The organism is Desulfoluna sp. CLI2B (assembly GCF_056847375.1).
Genome location: NZ_CP186557.1, coordinates 3,000,411 through 3,017,500, shown reverse-complemented (window position 1 = coordinate 3,017,500; position 17,090 = coordinate 3,000,411). Strand labels below are relative to the sequence as shown.

Annotated in this window: 15 protein-coding genes and 2 rRNA genes (1 of these 17 only partly in view); 14 read left to right on the top strand and 3 right to left on the bottom strand. The window is 56.2% G+C overall.

The features are described from left to right. From ACOYW2_RS14220 to ACOYW2_RS14210, 3 genes are all read left to right on the top strand, one after another. A 23S ribosomal RNA gene (locus ACOYW2_RS14220) occupies positions 1-1,346 on the top strand; it begins 1,651 nt to the left of the window's first position. A gap of 78 nt (positions 1,347-1,424) precedes the next feature. Beyond that, positions 1,425-1,541 (top strand): 5S ribosomal RNA (rrf, locus tag ACOYW2_RS14215). A gap of 1,550 nt (positions 1,542-3,091) precedes the next feature. Continuing rightward, positions 3,092-3,532, top strand: a complete 441-nt coding sequence (locus tag ACOYW2_RS14210) for a hypothetical protein (RefSeq protein WP_482423478.1) — start codon at positions 3,092-3,094, stop codon at positions 3,530-3,532. Positions 3,533-3,551: 19 nt separating this feature from the next. Here the strand turns inward: ACOYW2_RS14210 and ACOYW2_RS14205 are convergent, their stop codons facing one another. Next, complete coding sequence (locus ACOYW2_RS14205) at positions 3,552-3,812, bottom strand: hypothetical protein (protein ID WP_482770840.1); 261 nt, start codon at positions 3,810-3,812, stop codon at positions 3,552-3,554. Positions 3,813-4,259: 447 nt separating this feature from the next. On the opposite strand from ACOYW2_RS14205, the gene gdhA reads away from it, so the two are divergent. The 6 genes from gdhA to ACOYW2_RS14175 all read left to right on the top strand — a co-directional run bounded on the left by gdhA (position 4,260) and on the right by ACOYW2_RS14175 (position 11,685). After that, positions 4,260-5,588, top strand: coding sequence for an NADP-specific glutamate dehydrogenase (gdhA, locus tag ACOYW2_RS14200; protein WP_180142217.1), 1,329 nt, complete (start codon positions 4,260-4,262; stop codon positions 5,586-5,588). Positions 5,589-5,760: 172 nt separating this feature from the next. Then, positions 5,761-7,128 carry an aminotransferase family protein gene (locus ACOYW2_RS14195; protein ID WP_180142215.1) on the top strand — a complete coding sequence of 456 codons (1,368 nt, stop codon included), beginning with the start codon at positions 5,761-5,763 and terminating at the stop codon, positions 7,126-7,128. Between the two features lie 128 nt (positions 7,129-7,256). After that, on the top strand, positions 7,257-8,786 hold the full coding sequence (gene mmsA, locus ACOYW2_RS14190; RefSeq protein ID WP_482415796.1) for a CoA-acylating methylmalonate-semialdehyde dehydrogenase: 1,530 nt from the start codon (positions 7,257-7,259) through the stop codon (positions 8,784-8,786). A 165-nt stretch (positions 8,787-8,951) separates the two neighbouring features. After that, positions 8,952-9,437, top strand: coding sequence for a universal stress protein (locus tag ACOYW2_RS14185; RefSeq protein WP_482415797.1), 486 nt, complete (start codon positions 8,952-8,954; stop codon positions 9,435-9,437). A 106-nt stretch (positions 9,438-9,543) separates the two neighbouring features. Beyond that, positions 9,544-10,263 carry an ABC transporter ATP-binding protein gene (locus ACOYW2_RS14180; protein WP_482423476.1) on the top strand — a complete coding sequence of 240 codons (720 nt, stop codon included), beginning with the start codon at positions 9,544-9,546 and terminating at the stop codon, positions 10,261-10,263. A gap of 309 nt (positions 10,264-10,572) precedes the next feature. Next, the gene (locus tag ACOYW2_RS14175) at positions 10,573-11,685 is read left to right on the top strand and encodes an ABC transporter substrate-binding protein (RefSeq protein WP_482423475.1); all 1,113 of its coding nucleotides are present in this window, start codon (positions 10,573-10,575) and stop codon (positions 11,683-11,685) included. Between the two features lie 122 nt (positions 11,686-11,807). Here ACOYW2_RS14175 and ACOYW2_RS14170 read toward each other — a convergent pair whose 3' ends face one another. Continuing rightward, the gene (locus ACOYW2_RS14170) at positions 11,808-12,221 is read right to left on the bottom strand and encodes a hypothetical protein (RefSeq protein WP_482770839.1); all 414 of its coding nucleotides are present in this window, start codon (positions 12,219-12,221) and stop codon (positions 11,808-11,810) included. A 50-nt stretch (positions 12,222-12,271) separates the two neighbouring features. Here ACOYW2_RS14170 and ACOYW2_RS14165 point away from each other — a divergent pair, with 50 nt between their 5' ends. From ACOYW2_RS14165 to ACOYW2_RS14145, 5 genes are all read left to right on the top strand, one after another. Next, positions 12,272-12,595: an ABC transporter permease gene (locus tag ACOYW2_RS14165; RefSeq protein ID WP_482423473.1), complete on the top strand. Its 324-nt coding sequence runs from the start codon at positions 12,272-12,274 to the stop codon at positions 12,593-12,595. Between the two features lie 5 nt (positions 12,596-12,600). After that, positions 12,601-13,440: an ABC transporter permease gene (locus ACOYW2_RS14160; protein ID WP_482423472.1), complete on the top strand. Its 840-nt coding sequence runs from the start codon at positions 12,601-12,603 to the stop codon at positions 13,438-13,440. Positions 13,441-13,465: 25 nt separating this feature from the next. Continuing rightward, on the top strand, positions 13,466-14,242 hold the full coding sequence (locus ACOYW2_RS14155) for an ABC transporter ATP-binding protein (protein WP_180142203.1): 777 nt from the start codon (positions 13,466-13,468) through the stop codon (positions 14,240-14,242). Positions 14,243-14,634: 392 nt separating this feature from the next. Beyond that, positions 14,635-15,300 (top strand): GntR family transcriptional regulator, encoded by a 666-nt coding sequence (locus ACOYW2_RS14150; protein ID WP_482423736.1) that lies wholly within the window; start codon positions 14,635-14,637, stop codon positions 15,298-15,300. A gap of 215 nt (positions 15,301-15,515) precedes the next feature. Further along, positions 15,516-16,301 (top strand): sulfite exporter TauE/SafE family protein, encoded by a 786-nt coding sequence (locus ACOYW2_RS14145; protein WP_482423471.1) that lies wholly within the window; start codon positions 15,516-15,518, stop codon positions 16,299-16,301. A 351-nt stretch (positions 16,302-16,652) separates the two neighbouring features. Here the strand turns inward: ACOYW2_RS14145 and ACOYW2_RS14140 are convergent, their stop codons facing one another. Next, a complete protein-coding gene (locus tag ACOYW2_RS14140; protein WP_482770838.1) occupies positions 16,653-17,087 on the bottom strand; it encodes a hypothetical protein in 435 nt (144 codons plus the stop codon). Between the last annotated feature and the right edge of the window lie 3 nt (positions 17,088-17,090).

The window sequence follows — 17,090 nt, the reverse complement described above, 5'->3', positions numbered from 1 at the left end:
CATACTGCCAAGAAAATCTTCTATCGAGATTGCAAGGTGATCGTACCGCAAACCGACACAGGTAGGCAGGGAGAGAATCCCAAGGCGCTTGAGAGAACCCTGGTTAAGGAACTCGGCAAAATCACACCGTAACTTAGGGAGAAGGTGTGCCTCATATATGTGACGGACTTCGCGTCCTGAGCAGACAGAGGCCGCAGAGAAATGGCGGTAGCGACTGTTTACTAAAAACATAGGACTCTGCTAAGTCGCAAGACGATGTATAGGGTCTGACGCCTGCCCGGTGCCGGAAGGTTAAGGGGATTTGTTAGTCTTCGGACGAAGCTTTGAACCGAAGCCCCGGTAAACGGCGGCCGTAACTATAACGGTCCTAAGGTAGCGAAATTCCTTGTCGGGTAAGTTCCGACCTGCACGAATGGCGTAACGACTTCCGCACTGTCTCAACCAGGGACTCAGCGAAATTGTATTGGCGGTGAAGATGCCGTCTACCCGCGAAAAGACGGAAAGACCCCGGCACCTTTACTACAGCTTGACATTGGATTTTGGAGCAGCATGTGTAGGATAGGTGGGAGACTTTGAAGCAGGCACGCCAGTGTTTGTGGAGTCACCCTTGAAATACCACCCTTGTTGTTTTAGAGTTCTAACCCCATATCGTAATCCGGTTGGGGAACAGTGTCTGGTGGGTAGTTTGACTGGGGCGGTCGCCTCCCAAAGAGTAACGGAGGCGCGCGAAGGTTCCCTCAGGATGATTGGAAACCATCCTTCGAGTGCAAAGGCATAAGGGAGCTTGACTGCGAGAGAGACATTTCGAGCAGGTACGAAAGTAGGTCTTAGTGATCCGGCGGTTCTGTATGGAAGGGCCGTCGCTCAACGGATAAAAGGTACGCCGGGGATAACAGGCTTATCGCCCCCAAGAGTTCACATCGACGGGGCGGTTTGGCACCTCGATGTCGGCTCATCACATCCTGGGGCTGGAGCAGGTCCCAAGGGTTTGGCTGTTCGCCAATTAAAGTGGTACGTGAGCTGGGTTTAAAACGTCGTGAGACAGTTTGGTCCCTATCTTTCGTGGGCGTAGGATATTTGAGGAGATCTGTTCCTAGTACGAGAGGACCGGAATGGACGAACCACTGGTGTTCCTGTTGTCGCGCCAGCGGCATAGCAGGGTAGCTAAGTTCGGAAAGGATAACCGCTGAAAGCATCTAAGCGGGAAACCCACTTCAAGATTAGATATCCCTCTGACATTCATAACCCTGAAGACCCCTTGTAGACGACAAGGTTGATAGGCCGGGTGTGTAAGCACAGCAATGTGTTCAGCTTACCGGTACTAATTGGTCGTGAGGCTTAGCCACAATCTTACTACATAGATGCTGAGTGCTTTATTGAGTCCATATCCTGATTGATGATCGGACAAATCGCATATACGATTTTCCGGTGGTGATTGCAAAGAGGCCACACCCGTTCCCATCCCGAACACGGAAGTTAAGCTCTTTTGCGCCGATGGTACTGCACGGGTAGCTGTGTGGGAGAGTAGGACGCTGCCGGATTCTTTTTTTAAGGCCCATGACATTCTGTAGATGAAACTGCGTTGGCGGGTCAGTTTGACGGTACGGGAAGCCCTACCAGATGGTTTGCGAAGAAGGTTGGGACTGGTAGGGTGCGCCGTGCGCCGACGGGTAAAGAGCCGTAGCCGAAATCGACCGATTTTATGTCGCCATCTCGTGCTTTTTTGGTGTCACCGATTCAAGATCTGTGTTTGCCTATCGTGGTCGGACACCCCGAAAGCCGATGCTCCGCGTCACGCCAAATGGTGCGGGAGCCGCACCCGACAGCCCACGATGCCGATCGGTGTCTCGTAGGATGCGCCATGCCGTCGACAGGCGCTCCATAGCCCGAAATCGACCGATTTTATGTCGCCATCTCGTGTTTTTTGCCGTCACTGATTCAAGATCCGTATTTGCCTATCGTGGTCGGATACCCCGAAAGCCGATGTCCCTCGTCACGCCAAATAGTGCGGGAGCCGCACCCTACAGCCCAAGATGCCGATTGGTGTCTCGTGGGGCGCCGTGTACACCGATATGCGGCCTATAGCTCTAAATCGACCGATTTTATGTCGCCATGTCGTGTTATTTTTGGTGGCACGGACTCAAGATCCGTGTTTGCCGAGCGTGGTTGGAAATCCCGAAGGCTGATGACCCACGCCAAGTGGTGCGGGAGCCGCACCCTACAGCCCGCGAAGCCGATCGGTGTCTCGTAGGATGCGCTGTGCGCACCGACAGGCGCCCCATAGCTCGAAATCGACCAATTTTATGTCGTCATCTCGTTTTGTCTTTAATGCCCCAGATTCAAGATCCGTGTTTGCTGAGTGTGGTCAGACCTCCCGAAAGCCGATGCCCCGCGCCACGCCAAATGGTGCGGGAGCCGCACCCTACAGCCCACGACGTCTATCGGTGTATAGTTGAGTGCCTGGTGCGCACCGAAAGACGCCCCATAGACTGAAATGGATCGATTTGATGTTGCAATCTCGTGTTGTTTTTGGTGCCACCGATTCAAGATTCGTGTTTGTCAGCGTGGTCAGGCTCTCCGAAAGTCGATGTCACGAGCCACGGCAAGTGGTTCAGGAGCCATGCTCCACAGTTCACGAAGCGGGTGGTGGGGCTGCGTGGCGCATCGTGTTTCAGTTGAATAGTCGGTAACGGTAATCCGTGTTGGAATGATGGACCCGAGGGCCACGTGATGCCATGCGGTTCAGGTCCTGCAACCATCGCTTCGGAAACTGTGCAGTCACCGGTACACGATACGGCGCAGCGTGCAAGAGATGTCTGTGGGAATTACTGAATCGATCTGTTTGTGTCTTACATCGATTGTTACGAAGAAGAGTGGAGAAGCATCATAATAGGGTTTCTTCGGCGGATATAGAAGTAAGGTGAGGAATCATCACTTTACTTTTTGGGGCCCAGAATGTGTTGGCATCTGATACTTATTGGGCCTGTTTCTCGGGGAAGCTGTAGTTTGAGGGGTTGATGTCGGACAATCGAGCCTGAGTGGCTCATGAACAGTGTTATATAAATCATGCATGAAAACAGAGGAGACGACAATGAAGAAGCTTCTGGTTCTGTTCTGCTCCGCCGGTGTTCTGTTGATGGCGGGATGCGGGAGCGAAAAGGTGACCCCCGAAGATGTCGGGAAGAAGTACATGGAAAAACGGTTTGCCGGTGCCGAAGCCAATTTGACCGAGCTCAAGTATGACGTCGTGGATACCGGTGATGACACGGCCACGGTATCCATTGAAGGCAGTATCTCTTACAAAGAGCAGATTTTCCTCGAGAAAAAAGGTGGCAACTGGGTTGTGGCTGCCGAGGCCCCGCAGGCCACCGAAGCTGTTGCTGAAGCTGCAGAGGCAGACGAGGCCGTTCATGCAGAGGCGGATGCCGCACAGGAGGCAGAGGTCGATGCCGAGGCCCCTGCTGAGCCCGAAGAAGAAGCCCATGACGGCCACGACGACAGCCATGCTGCTGAAGAGGTCGCTCACCACTGATTTTTGAGGGATGCACGGGCTATAGGATCGCGTGATGTTTTCCTTGCCCGGTAGATCCCCTGGCTTGGTTATAAAAAACCGCCTCTTTCATATTTTGGGAAGAGGCGGTTTTTTTTGTCTCAATGTTGCCGGTTTTTTCCCTCCTTGGCTGTAAGACCACCATGAATCTTGACGATGTACCGTTGCCGTGGTATGTAATGTCATGCTTTTTTAGGTGGTTATCTCCTGGCCTTTGTTTTGTCCATCTCTTGTAGGTTTCCCCGCTGTTTTTTTCTTTCATGGCTCCCCCCACGTGACGATTCGGCCTGTTTTCCCTTCTGATAGCCCAGTGAAGGCTCCATCTGTTGTTCAGACATCTTTATATAAAGGTGGTTATGGATCCCACGGTACCCGGCTACCCTGATGTCCTCTGAAATATTGAAGCGGGGTCTTCCGGCATGGAATCGTGTTGCCGGTTTGGGGGCTGGAGATGAGGGGCACGGGGGCGTTGCGCAAGGTGTCATCAGTCCGTTTGATCAACATATTCAATGGGTCACAGGCCACTGGTTTGTGTGTTCAGGGTAGGGTGAACGCAGCCTTTGCCAATCGCGGGGCTTTGACTGATTTTAAAATGCAACGGAACGCTGTTTTAGTTCTTGACGCTCTCTTTTGGTATCTGATATATCAGATACAGAAGATCACGCATCATCGGTGATGCGCTGGTACTGTACTGATCGGGATAAGCGACATGTCAGAGATTTTAGAAATCGTAAAAAACAGAGACCCTCATCAGCCGGAATTCCACCAGGCCGTTACCGAAGTGGTGGAGTCCGTAATGCCCGTTCTTGAGCAGAACCCTCAGTACCGACAGCACAATGTCCTGGAGAGACTTGTGGAGCCGGAGCGTGTCATTATGTTTCGAGTCCCCTGGCTCGACGATGAAGGCAAGATTCAGGTGAACCGAGCCTTTCGCGTTCAGATGAACAGTGCCATCGGCCCTTACAAGGGCGGATGTCGTTTTCACCCCTCGGTGAACCTCAGTATTCTCAAATTCCTCGCCTTTGAGCAGGTCTTTAAGAACGCTCTGACAACCCTTCCCATGGGAGGCGGCAAAGCAGGTTCCGACTTCGACCCCAAAGGCAAGTCCGACAACGAAGTCATGCGCTTTTGCCAGAGCTTTATGGCGGAACTCTTCCGCCATATCGGTCCCAACACCGACGTACCTGCCGGCGATGTGGGGGTAGGGGCCCGTGAGATCGGCTACCTGTTCGGTATGTACAAAAAACTCACCAACGAGTTCACCGGGGTTCTCACCGGCAAGGGCCTCAACTGGGGCGGCAGCCTGGTTCGCCCCGAAGCCACAGGGTACGGCGCCGTCTACTTCCTGGACGAGATGCTCAAGACCCGCGGTGAGAGCATTGAAGGCAAGACCGTAGCTATTTCCGGTTACGGCAACGCCGGCACCTATGTCATTGAAAAAATCAACGAACTCGGCGGCAAGGTGGTCACCATCGGCGACGAGTACGGTTACGTTCACGACCCCGACGGCATCAAGGGTGAGAAGCTGAAGTACATGGCCGACCTCTGGACCATTTACCGTCGTCCCGCCAAGGATTACGCCGACAAGTACGGCTGTGAGTGGGTGCCCGGCAAAAGGCCCTGGGAAGTACCCTGCGACGTGGCCATGCCCACCGCCCTTGAAAACGAGCTCCAGCTCGATGACGCCAAGACCCTCGTTGCCAACGGCTGCAAGGCCGTTGTTGAGGTGGCCAACATGCCCTGTACCCTTGAGGCGGCACACCACTTCAAGGAGAACGGGATCCTCTTCGCCCCTGCCAAGGCAGCCAACGCAGGCGGTGTGGCCACCTCCGGCCTGGAGATGAGCCAGAACAGCATGCGCCTCGCCTGGGGCCGCGAGGAAGTGGACGCACGCCTTAAAGGCATCATGCAGAACATCCACAACACGTGCCTGTCCGCAGCCGAGCAGTACGGCATGCCCGGCAACTACGTGGCTGGCGCCAACATTGCCGGTTTCATCAAGGTTGTGGACGCCATGATCGATCAAGGCGTGGTTTAATCCCGGTATTTCAAGAAAGTTACCAATGAAATACCCGGAATAAGACAATACAGACGGGGGACCGGCGCTTCTCAGAACGCGTCTTATGCAGCCGAAGTGAGTCGGGAGGGTCGGCGCCCCCACCTGTCTTTAACATACATGAGTTTCCATTTTTTCTGGAAGGAGTGGACCATTGATAGATTTAAAAAGCATCCCCACAACCAAGGAAGACCTCGATTCCTACGAGGTGAAAAACAACTTTCATTCCTGGTCTTACCAGCCTGAGAAGTCCCCCCTGCGCGTTGTGTCCGCCAAGGGAGTTCGTTTCACCACCGAAGACGGTCGTGAGCGTCTTGACTTCAGCTCCTGCTTTGTCAGCCACAACATCGGCCACCAGGACCAGCGCGTCATCGACGCCATGTGCAAGCAGGCCAACGAGCTGACCTCCTTTGCTCCCAGCATGTCCACCAAGCCCCGCGCGGTCCTGGCCAAGATGCTGGCGGAAGTGACCCCCGGAGACCTCTCCAAGTCCTTCATCTCCCTGGGCGGCACCGAGGCCAACGAAGCGGCCATTAAGATTGCCCACCAGTTCACCGGACGCCGCAAGATCATCGGCCGTTTCCGCAGCTACCACGGCGGCACCGCCACCTCCATGAGCCTCTCTCTGGGCGACTCCCGTGGCTGGCAGCAGGTCCTGGGCGGTGCGGATCTCGTTCGCGTGCCCCAGCCCTACTGCTACCGCTGCATGTTCGGTCAGAGCTACCCCGGCTGTAAGATGGAGTGCGTCAAGTACGTGGACGAAGTGATTGAACTCGAAGGCGGCGGCGACAAAGTGGCTGCCATCATCTTCGAGCCCATCACCGGCGCCAACGGCATCATCGTGCCTCCCGACGAGTACATGAAGGAGCTCCGTGCTGTCTGCGACAAGTGGGGCGTTCTCATGATCGCGGACGAGGTCATGACCGGATTTGGCCGTACCGGCGAGTGGTTCGCCATGAACCACTGGGACGTGGTGCCCGACATCATGACCATGGCCAAGGGCCTCTCCTGCGGCTACCTGCCCATCGGGGCCACCATTGTGCGTGAGCACATCGGCGAAGCCTTCAAGAACACCTTCTTCGGCCACGGCTGCACCTACGCAGGCCACGCCATGAGCTGCGCAGCCGCCGGTGCGGTGCTTCCCATCTACCAGGAAGACAACCTCATCGAGAACTCTCGCGTCATGGGCGCCTACCTTCTGGACAAGGCCATGGAGCTCAAGGAGAAGCACCCCAGCGTGGGCGATGTTCGCGGCAAGGGTCTGTTCGTGGGCATTGAGCTGGTCAAGAACAAGGAGACCAAAGAGCCCATCATGGCCGTTGCGGACCGCGTCAAAAAGGGTCTCAACCCCAAGACCGCCGTTGCTGCCAAGCTTGGCGAGCTGGGCATGATGGCCATGGCCGCCAACCCCAGCAACGTCATCGCCATGGCTCCTGCGCTTATCGTGACCAAGGATGAGATCGACGAAGGCATCGCCAAGATGGACGAAGCCCTCAATGTTGCCGACACCTATACTGAATAACAGCCTCTCTCCGGCTCCTGTCGGGAGCCGGAGGGACCTGTGGTTATAACTGAAGACCATTTCGCCGGGGCTGGGTTTATAAAGACCCCGGCGTCTTGAAACACGCTTTTCAAAAGGAGAGCAGTTACATGGAATTTACGAGAGTCAAGAACTTCATCAACGGTGAGTGGGTTGAAGACCCCAAAGCAACTTATATTCCCCTGCACAACCCCTCTACAGGTGAAGTGATCGGTGAAGTTCCCATGAGCAGCACCGAGGCCTCCATTGAAGCAGTCAAGGCTGCGGATGCCGCTTTCCCCGCATGGAAGAACCTGTCCATCGGCAAGCGCGTAGGTTACCTTTTTGCTCTTCGTCAGGCCATGCTTGACCATCAGGAAGAGCTGGCCGTTGCCATTGCCACCGACCAGGCCAAGCACATCAGCGAAGCCCGTGGCGAGGTGATGCGCGTTGTTCAGATTTTTGAAGCCGCCTGCAGCATCCCCACCCTGATGCAGGGCGAGACCCTGGATAAGATCGCCAACGGCATCAGCGGTCGTGTGACCAAAGAGCCCATGGGCGTGTTCGGCGGCGTGGCTCCCTTTAACTTCCCCGCACTCGTGTTCGGCTGGTTCATCCCCTACGCCATCGGCACCGGGAACACCTTTGTCTACAAGCCCTCCAACGAGTCTCCGCTCTTCATGCAGATCATCGGCGACATCTTCAACGAAGTGGGTCTCCCCAAAGGCGTGGTCAACATCATCCACGGCGACCCCAACGTGGTTGAGGCCTGGTACGACCGTCCCGAAATCGCAGGTGTCTGCCTCGTGGGCTCTTCCCCCACGGCCAAGGCCATCGCACAGGGCTGCGGCAAGAACGGCAAGCGCTCCATGCTCCTCGGCGGCGCCAAGAACTTCCTCGTGGTCATGGAAGACGCCAACATGGATGTGTTCATCGAGAACTTCATCCACTCCGCCTACGGCTCCGCAGGCCAGCGCTGCCTGGCCGGCTCCATCATCGCCGTTGTCCCGGAAGTCTACGACGAGTGCATCGAGCGCATGGTCGAAGCCTCCAAGAAGGTCACCGTGGGTGATGCCATGGATCCCGATATCTACATGGGGCCCGTCATCAGCAAGGAGGCCAAGGAGCGCATTGAAAAGTACATCGAGATCGGCATCGAAGGTGGTTCCAACCTCGTTCTCGACGGCCGCAGCCCCGAGCTGCCCGAGAAGAACAAGGACGGCTACTTTGTCGGTCCCACGATCTTCACCGACGTCACCCCCTGCCGAACCATCGCCCAGGAGGAGATCTTCGGCCCCGTGGTTTCCGTCATGAAGATCAACGACCTGAACGACGTGCTGGGACTCATTAAAGAGCAGCCCTTCGGCAACGGTGCCTGCATCTTCACCCAGAACCAGTACTACACCGAAAAATTCATCTCCGATGCCAACGTCGGCATGGTGGGTGTGAACGTGGGTGTCTGTGCCCCCCACCCCTACCTGCCCTTCGGCGGTATCAAAGACTCCCTTGTCGGCACCGACAAGGTCCAGGGCAAAGACGGTATCGACTTCTTTACCCAGAACAAAGTGGCCACCGTTCGCGTGACTCCCCCCGAGGGCGTTGCCGAGTGCGGCACCCGCGTAGACGGCGACAAGTCTGTTCGCAGCTGCGTAGCCCAGTAGGAGAAAGCTGATCCTGAAAAGGGAAGAGGGGGCCTGTGACAGGGCGCCCTCGACCCTTTCAGGACTGCCCGGACAAGGGGAGATGTGCCGCTCCCCGGATCCCTGCAAGGGGCTCTGAACTCCGGCTTAACCTGTGAAGTTACAAACCATACCGACAGGTGCACTATGGCGTACAAAAAAATTGTCGTGGCTGTTGATGTCAACGACGCAAGCTCTGCCCTCATGGAGCAATCCGTTGAGCTTGCCGTGAAAGAGGGAGCGGAACTCGCCGTGTTCCATTGCCTACGCCAGTCTACGGTTGCGGAACTGGAAGACCGCATAGGAACCTTCACGGAGATGGACCAGGCCTCATCTCACCGGAAACGCATTGAACGAAAAGATGCCCAGGTGATGCACGCCGAGGCATGGCTCCAGGGCCTGTGTATTCTGGCCAAAGGGAAGGGAGTCAAAACGAGAACCCATGTGGCTGTGGGAAAACCAGGGGAGGACATCGTCGAGTATGCCGGTGACTGGGGGGCGGACCTCATCGTGCTGGGGCGGACAAACCGCGGCACCCTGACCGACCTTCTCCTGGGGAGCGCCAGCAACCACGTGGTCCATCATGCGCAATGCTCCGTACTGCTCGTCCACACGAACCCGACGAGTGGGTAAACCCGACAGCGCCTGGTGACCTTCACGCCCAAAATAGATAACATCAAGAAACTATGAGGGGAATTTAAAGGTGGGGAACAATCCAGCTGTAAGAAATAAAATTGAAGTGAAGAACCTGACCAAGCGATTTGGCGACCTTCTGGTTCTTGACAAGATCAACTTTACCGTGGCTGAGGGGGAATTCCTCAGCATTGTCGGTCCGACCGGGTGCGGGAAAACGACCTTCCTGAACCTTCTGTCCACGCTCATGCCTTCCTCTGACGGCAATATCTTCATCGACGGAGAGATTGCCGATCCCACCAAGCACAACCTTGCCTTTGTTTTTCAAGAGCCCACATGCCTGCCGTGGCGAACCGTGCGAGAAAACGTGGCCTTCGGCATGGAGGTGAAGAACGTCTCCGAGGCGGAAAAAGAGGAACGCCTCAATCGCATCATGGATATGGTTGGCTTGACTGACTGCGCCAGCCTCTATCCCAACCAGGTATCGGCCTCCATGATCCAGCGTATCGCTGTGGCCCGTGCCTTCTCCGTCGACCCTGACCTGCTCCTGATGGACGAACCCTACGGCCAGCTCGACGTCAAGCTCCGCTATTACCTGGAAGACGAGCTTGTCTCGCTCCAGAACAAACTGAAAAGCACCGTTATTTTTGTCACCCACAACATTGAGGAGGCCGTCTACGTTGCCGACCGTATCCTGGTCCTGAGCAACAAGCCCACAAATGTTCGCGCCGAGGTGGTGGTGGACCTTCCCAGGCCCCGCAACCCCATGGACCCCAAATTTGTTGAGATTCGGGAGCACGTCACCGAGCTCATCCGCTGGTGGTAACCGCCGCCTTTGGGGAAAAGATGCACGAAACCTTTTTTTAACCGGATGGTTGAAAGGGGCAAAAGCCGTTCAGTATCTCGTAACAATCGGCTTTTAGCTTCCGCGCCACCCGGCAGCACCACGGTCCGCAGGCGAGGTTTCACGCCGATGCACCGTCAACCGGACCTTGAGGCTATTCGGCTGATAAAATACCGATGGATCGGGCACTTTAGCACCTGTTGGTGAACCCTCCCCTTTTGAGGTGTGCAGGAGGAGGGACGAGGTGTCACTCCGTGAAACATTAACTGTAGTTATGCGAAGGAGAGTGTAATGAGAAAGCTTAAATTAATCGGCATCGTGTGCCTGGTTCTTTTGTTTGCCGTGACTGGCGTCGGAACGGCATTCGCCAAGAAGAAGCTTTTTAAATTAAAGACCTGCTGGCTTCCCGAACATGAAGCATTCATGGCCTGGTACATGGTGGAGAAGGGCTGGGACAGGGAAGAAGGTCTGGACATGGAACTTCAGTACTACGACTCAGGGATGGCACAGCTGGAAGCCCTTCCCTCAAAATCATGGCACCTGGGCGGTAACGGGGCCACCCCCCACGTTCTGGCAGGCCTGCGCTACGGCACTTACTGCGCCATGGTGGGCAACGACGAATCCTTTACCAACTCCGTGCTCGTGCGCGCCAACAGCCCCATTTTAAAGACCAAAGGGTGGAACCCCAAGAACCCTGACGTCTACGGCAGCCCCGAAACCATCAAAGGCATCACCATCCTCACCACCACGGTCTCTTCTCCCCACTACACCATGAGCTCCTGGCTCAAGGTTTTCGGTCTCAAAGATAAGGACGTCATCGTCAAGCACATGGACCAGGCCCAGGCCATGGCCGCCTTTGAAGCGGGCGTGGGCGACGCCGTCTGCCTCTGGGCTCCCAACATGTACATCGGCATGGACCGCGGATGGAAGGTTGTGGGCAACATCCACACCTCCGGCACCAGCCTGCCCATCACCATGATGGTGGCCCGTGAGTTCGGCGACGAGCACCCCGAGATCGTGGCCAAGTTCCTCCGTCAGTACTTCCGCGTCGTGAATCTCATGAAAGAGCACGGCCAGGGCAACTTCGACACTCCAACCAGCAAGCAGCTCCTCGCCGATTACCGTCGGTTCTTTGAAGAGTGGGTGGGCACCCCTCTGACCAAAGAGATGGCCATGATGGACATCAAGATGCACCCCGTGTTCACCCTGGAAGAGCAGCTTGAACTCTTTGCCAAGAAGGACGGCCAGATGAGCACCGTGGAGATCTGGATGCGCGACATCACCGATTTCTTCACCGCCCAGGGCAAATTCACCCAGGCCGAGCGCGACAAGGTCGTCAACAGCGACTACATCACCGACAAGTTCCTGAAGCTGGTGAAGACTCCGATCCCTGCGTACAACTAAGGATTGCTTCCTCCTGACATAAGGGATTTCCCCCTTCTCCTTTCCGGTGTTCTCGGAAAGGGGAAGGGGGATCGGATGCAAAAAAGTACACGATTACGACTCGGAGGTTCATGATCCATGAGTTATGAAGAGGTGAAGGTTACCAAAGAACCCATCATGGTGATCCTTCCAATCATCAGCATCATCTTCTTTTTCGGGGCCTGGCAGTCCCTGCTCACCTTCGGGGTGGTGCCCAGCTCCCTTTTGGCGTCTCCCCTGGAGGTTCTCAAGCTGTTCATTGCCAAGTGGACCCAGTTGAACCCGGACGGCGCGCTTCTCACCACCCACATGTGGACCAGCATCCAGGAGGCATTTACAGGGTATGTTCTGGCGCTGCTGGTGGGGATTCCCCTCGGTCTTGCCATGGGGTGGTTCCCGGTTGTGGAAGGGCTCGCCCGACCCATTTTTGAATTGATCCGACCCATTCCCCCCATTGCCTGGATTCCCCTGACCATCTTCTGGTTTGGTATCGGCATCCCCGGCAAGGTCTTTATCATCTGGATCGCCGGCATTGTCCCCTGCGTCATCACTCTGACGTCGGGGGAAGATGACCAACCCCGTGCTGATTCAGATGGCGCGGACCTACGGTGCCTCCAGCTGGCAGATTTTTACCAAGATCTGTATCCCGTCTGCGCTCCCCATGGTTTTCGGTGCGCTCCAGATTGCCCTGGCCTACTGCTGGACCAACCTGGTGGGGGCCGAGCTCCTGGCTGCCGACAACGGACTGGGCTTCATGATCACCATGGGCCGCCGTCTGGCCATGCCGGACATGGTGCTCCTCGGGATGGCCATGGTGGGGTTGACGGGCGCTGTCATCGGCGTGGTCATCGATGCCGTTGAAAAGCGGCTTCTTGCAGGGATAAGGAGGTAGGACACGTGACATCAATTGCCAACGAAACCCAATCGACGGCCAAAGAGCGGAGCCCCATCACGGTGAAGACCGTTTTGATGAACAAGTGGTTCCTCTATGCCGTCTCCCTGACCTGTTTTTTCGGGCTGTGGGACTATGTGGCCTACAAAAAGATCCTGGGCAGTTCCCTGGCCCGCCCCCTGGAGGTGGTGGAGTACATGGGGTACATGATCACCCACCGCCTGGCTGGTAACTCCCTGTGGGGACATGTCTGGGCCAGTACCCGGCGCATCCTTATCGGTTTTTCCATCGCATCCTTGGTGGCCGTGCCCCTGGGGCTGATGATGGCCCTGAACAAGTACGTCAACGCCATCGTCAAGCCGATCTTCGACCTGATGAAGCCCATGCCTCCCATTGCCTGGATCTCCATTTCCATTCTCTGGTTCGGCATCGGGGAACCCTCCAAGGTCTTTATCATCATTATCGGGACCTTTGTGCCCTGCCTGTTGAACTCCTACAACGGGGTGCGCCTGGTGGAGCCCGAGCTTTACGATGTGGTCCGGGTCCTGGGCGGGAACCGGCGGGACGAGATCCTTCAGGTCTGCTTTCCCGCGGCCTTTCCGTCCATCTTTGCAGGGCTCCAGATCTCCCTTAGTATCGCCTGGACCTGCGTGCTGGCGGCTGAGCTCGTCAGTGCCCGTTCCGGCCTGGGGTACGTCATCATCAAGGGCATGAACCTGGGGCGCCCTGCCATGGTTCTGGGTGGCATGGTAGCCATCGCCATTGCCGCACTGCTGACATCGCAGCTGGTGGGGTTGCTGGAAAAAGTGCTCTGCCCCTGGAAGCGTGAAATCGAGGGACTCTAACCCATTGGAGGATGGAAACAAGACAATGGCTGAAAACGGAAACACAAACGCAAAAATTTCCTGTCGGAACATCAGCAAGACGTTCATCCAGAAGGGGAGCCAGAAGGTCCATGTTCTTGAAGACATCAGCCTTGATGTGGAAGAGAATGAGTTTGTGGTGATCTTAGGACCCGGTCAGTGCGGGAAGAGTACTCTTTTGAGGATCATGGCGGGTCTTGAGACCCCCACCACCGGCAGCGTGGTCATCAACGGCAAGGAGGTGGACGGTCCGGGACAGGACCGGGGCCTCGTGTTCCAGAGCTACATGCTCTTTGCCTGGCGAACCGTCATGGGCAATGTGGAGATGGGGCCGAAGCTCCGCGGGGTCGGCAAGGAGGAGCGCCGAAAAGTCGCCCAGCACTACATCGACATGGTGGGCCTCCAGGGCTTTGAGAGCAAGTTTCCCCACCAGCTCTCCGGCGGCATGAAGCAGCGGGTGGGCATTGCAAGGGCCTACGCCAATCAGCCCGAGGTGATGCTCCTGGACGAACCCTTCGGCCAGCTTGACGCCCAGACCCGTATCTACATGGAGCAGGAGACCGTCCGTATCTGGGAGCAGGAGAAACGAACCGTCATCTTTGTCACCAACAACATTGATGAGGCCCTGTATTTAGGGGACCGAATCATCTGCATGGAGGGCAAGCTGCCCGGGCGCATCCGCGAGGTCTACGAGGTCAACCTGCCGCGACCCAGGAAATTTACCGACCATGAATTTTTGAAGCTTCGCCATGAAATCACCGAAGCCTCGGAGTTGACCTTGTAACCCAAACGCGTTTACCGCACATCGGCGGGCCCTTCATCTTTCATGGGAAAGGTGGAGGCCTGCCGGGCGGGAACCGGGGTTGGGTCACGGTGCGTGTTTTTTTTAGTGGGAGGGGCCCCTGACGCGGCACAAAGCGCGTGTGTGACGGGCAAGGGGCCGGGTTTTAACGGATTCATCTGTTTTGTGCGTGGTGTTCAATGAAGAATACTCTGTGCTGGATATTTCATAAAATATATAATATAAAATATCAGATAATTTGCAATGCACGGCACAGGGGGCATCAAGGGCCATGAGGCCGGATCCCCCCTGCTTGCCTGAAATAGAAGACCATAAGGAAGGACCATGCAGTCGTCAGCAAGACAGGGGGAAAGCGGGGTGGTACAGCATAACCCCTGCGCGAACAAATTTACGATTACCTTCGCAATGATATCAACAAAGGCAATCTCCTGCCCGGACAGTTGGTGAACACCAACGAGATCAGCCGCAGCATGGGCATAAGCAAAACCCCTTTGCGTGAGGCGCTGATCCAACTGGAGTGCGACGGCTTTGTCACCATTCTCCCCCGGCGGGGGGTGATGGTCAACCGCCTCACCCTTTCGGACGTGCGTGAGTCCTGGGAGATTTGCCGGGCCTTTGAGTCAGAGATGATCAACCGCCTGTTTCACCGCATCGATGCCTCCTGCATCGCGTCCATGGAGGCCATCAACAACGAGATGAAAGAGGCCATGGCCGAAAAGGACACGGATCGCTTCTACCAGCTCAACATCGCCTTTCACGATGCGTTTCTCTCGCTGTCGGACAACCGCCAGATGCTTCGCATCCTGAAGCGCATCAAGCAGAGGCTCTACGATTTTCTGTCCCGCTCCTGCATTCCGGAGTGGGAGACCGTCAACTGCGACGAGCACGAGCACCTCATCGAGCTGCTGCGCTCCGGGGACCGGGAGTCCGCCACGGCGTTTCTGCGGGATATCCACTGGTCTTTTGAGAAGCAGGAAGACCATATCCGGCGCTTTTACAAGCAGGCCACCAAGGAAGAGGTGGCCCTGGCCGGGGAGTGATCGTCGGGTAACAGAGGCTATATCATTCCGGGGGTCAGGCCCGGGGTGCGAGCAATATGAAAAAAGACGGGTGAACGCAGCAACGCTGCTTTACCCGTCTTCGTGGTTTTAAACACAGGTGGGAGCCTGCTGTGGTACCGAGCCGGAAGGGGGCAGGGGGCAGCATGTTTTCGGTTCTCCGGCCCCAACCGTTATGTACGAAGGATGTTTGACGCATGATGACCTTTCTCTTGACCGGTATCGTGGTGTTCCTTACCCACACCCTGGAAGTGATTACCGGCTTTGGGTGTACTGTTCTCGCTTTTCCCTTTGTGACCTGGATCCTGGGAATCTATGAGGCCAAGATTCTGTTGGCCGTCTTGACCTGGATCCTGGGTGCCTACCTCGTCTCAACGAAGTTTCGCCACATCAACTGGCGCCAGTTCGGCATCATCGTGGCCCTGGTTGGCCTGGGCATGCCCGCGGGTATTTACCTCTTTAACCATTTTCCCAGCGACACCCTGAAGCTGCTTCTGGGGATTTTCATTGTTTTTACCTCCATCATGCAGCTGAAAAAAGAGTACGGCGGCATTCAGCTTCGGGTGACCATTCCGGAGTGGGTCTACTACGTGCTCTTGGTGTTGGGCGGTGTTCTCCACGGTGCCTTTGCCACGGGCGGGCCCTTTGTGGTGCTCTATGCCACGCGTAAGCTTCGGGACAAAGGGGAGTTCCGGGCCACCCTGAGCCTTCTGTGGGTTTCGGTCAACACCTTCCTTATTGCCACCGACGCCACCTTTGATCCCATCCTCTCCAACATGGGCGCCGTGATCACCCAGGGGGCCGCCATGGGCCAGAGCCTCCTCAACCTGGTCTGGTCCCTGCCGTTCCTGCTGGTGGGCATTCTCATCGGTGAGGTGGTCCACCATCGGGTGGATGCGGCCCTCTTTCGAAAGATCGTCTTCTGGGTGCTTCTGGCCACGGGTGTGTTCATCATCCTCGCAAACGTGCTTCATATCGGATAACGATTCAGCCCGAAAAAAGCCTCCGGCGGCCCTGCCGGGGGCCAAACTTTTAATCCGCCTTCGCCCAAGGGCTACGGCGCGACAAGAAAGTTTGACAAACAGGTCTTAAGTAAGCCTTCCAGGCTACGCCGAAACAATTTCGACATTTTCTGCCTTAGAAGAGTTTTTTGCGGAGCTTTTTTTAAAAAAAGCGACCCGCCGGAGGCATAGCTGAATAGTTACCTTTTTATTTACTTTAAATACGCAAAAACCGGTCCCGGCATGTCATGCCGAGACCGGTTTTTTTGTTTGGTAACCATTGGCTCCCATTGACGGGAGGCCGGGGTATCTATGTCTACGCCTTAGTGGTGATCATTTGAGAGCCGTGACATCCATGGCCGCCAGGACCATGCGGGTGTCCGGGGATGCTTCGTAGAGTTGGATCATCTCGGCGGTGATGGGACGGCCCAGCTCCATGGAGAGCTTGTCGGCCAGGAGCTCCCTGTCGAGGTCCGAGACCCGGGCAGGGGACATGCCGGCCTGCTTGAGGTGCTTGTCTATGATGGATTTGTCCCCCTGGGGCACGTAAATGGTCCCGGTGGAGATATCCACGGCAAAGGCGATCACCCCCGGGATGATGCCGAACAGGAGCCCTGCGGCGTCCAGGAGAAACACGGCGGTATCGAGCCTGCCGCCGGACTGTCCCTTGCGCTCGGGGTAGAGGAGGTACCCGCAGGCCGTGATGTTCAGGACGGCCGTCAACAGAGCGATGGCCGTTACTTTTCGTATCAGGTTTCTGGCTTTCATGGT

Excerpts from the sequence above, each read along its gene's own strand:
- ACOYW2_RS14145 (WP_482423471.1), top strand. The coding sequence starts at position 15,516 with ATGATGACCTTTCTCTTGACCGGTATCGTGGTGTTCCTTACCCACACC.
- ACOYW2_RS14140 (WP_482770838.1), bottom strand. The coding sequence starts at position 17,087 with ATGAAAGCCAGAAACCTGATACGAAAAGTAACGGCCATCGCTCTGTTG.
- ACOYW2_RS14170 (WP_482770839.1), bottom strand. The coding sequence starts at position 12,221 with ATGATAAAGACCTTGCCGGGGATGCCGATACCAAACCAGAAGATGGTC.
- mmsA (WP_482415796.1), top strand. The coding sequence starts at position 7,257 with ATGGAATTTACGAGAGTCAAGAACTTCATCAACGGTGAGTGGGTTGAA.
- ACOYW2_RS14185 (WP_482415797.1), top strand. The coding sequence starts at position 8,952 with ATGGCGTACAAAAAAATTGTCGTGGCTGTTGATGTCAACGACGCAAGC.
- gdhA (WP_180142217.1), top strand. The coding sequence starts at position 4,260 with ATGTCAGAGATTTTAGAAATCGTAAAAAACAGAGACCCTCATCAGCCG.
- ACOYW2_RS14210 (WP_482423478.1), top strand. The coding sequence starts at position 3,092 with ATGAAGAAGCTTCTGGTTCTGTTCTGCTCCGCCGGTGTTCTGTTGATG.
- ACOYW2_RS14155 (WP_180142203.1), top strand. The coding sequence starts at position 13,466 with ATGGCTGAAAACGGAAACACAAACGCAAAAATTTCCTGTCGGAACATC.
- ACOYW2_RS14175 (WP_482423475.1), top strand. The coding sequence starts at position 10,573 with ATGAGAAAGCTTAAATTAATCGGCATCGTGTGCCTGGTTCTTTTGTTT.
- ACOYW2_RS14165 (WP_482423473.1), top strand. The coding sequence starts at position 12,272 with ATGACCAACCCCGTGCTGATTCAGATGGCGCGGACCTACGGTGCCTCC.
- ACOYW2_RS14205 (WP_482770840.1), bottom strand. The coding sequence starts at position 3,812 with ATGAAAGAAAAAAACAGCGGGGAAACCTACAAGAGATGGACAAAACAA.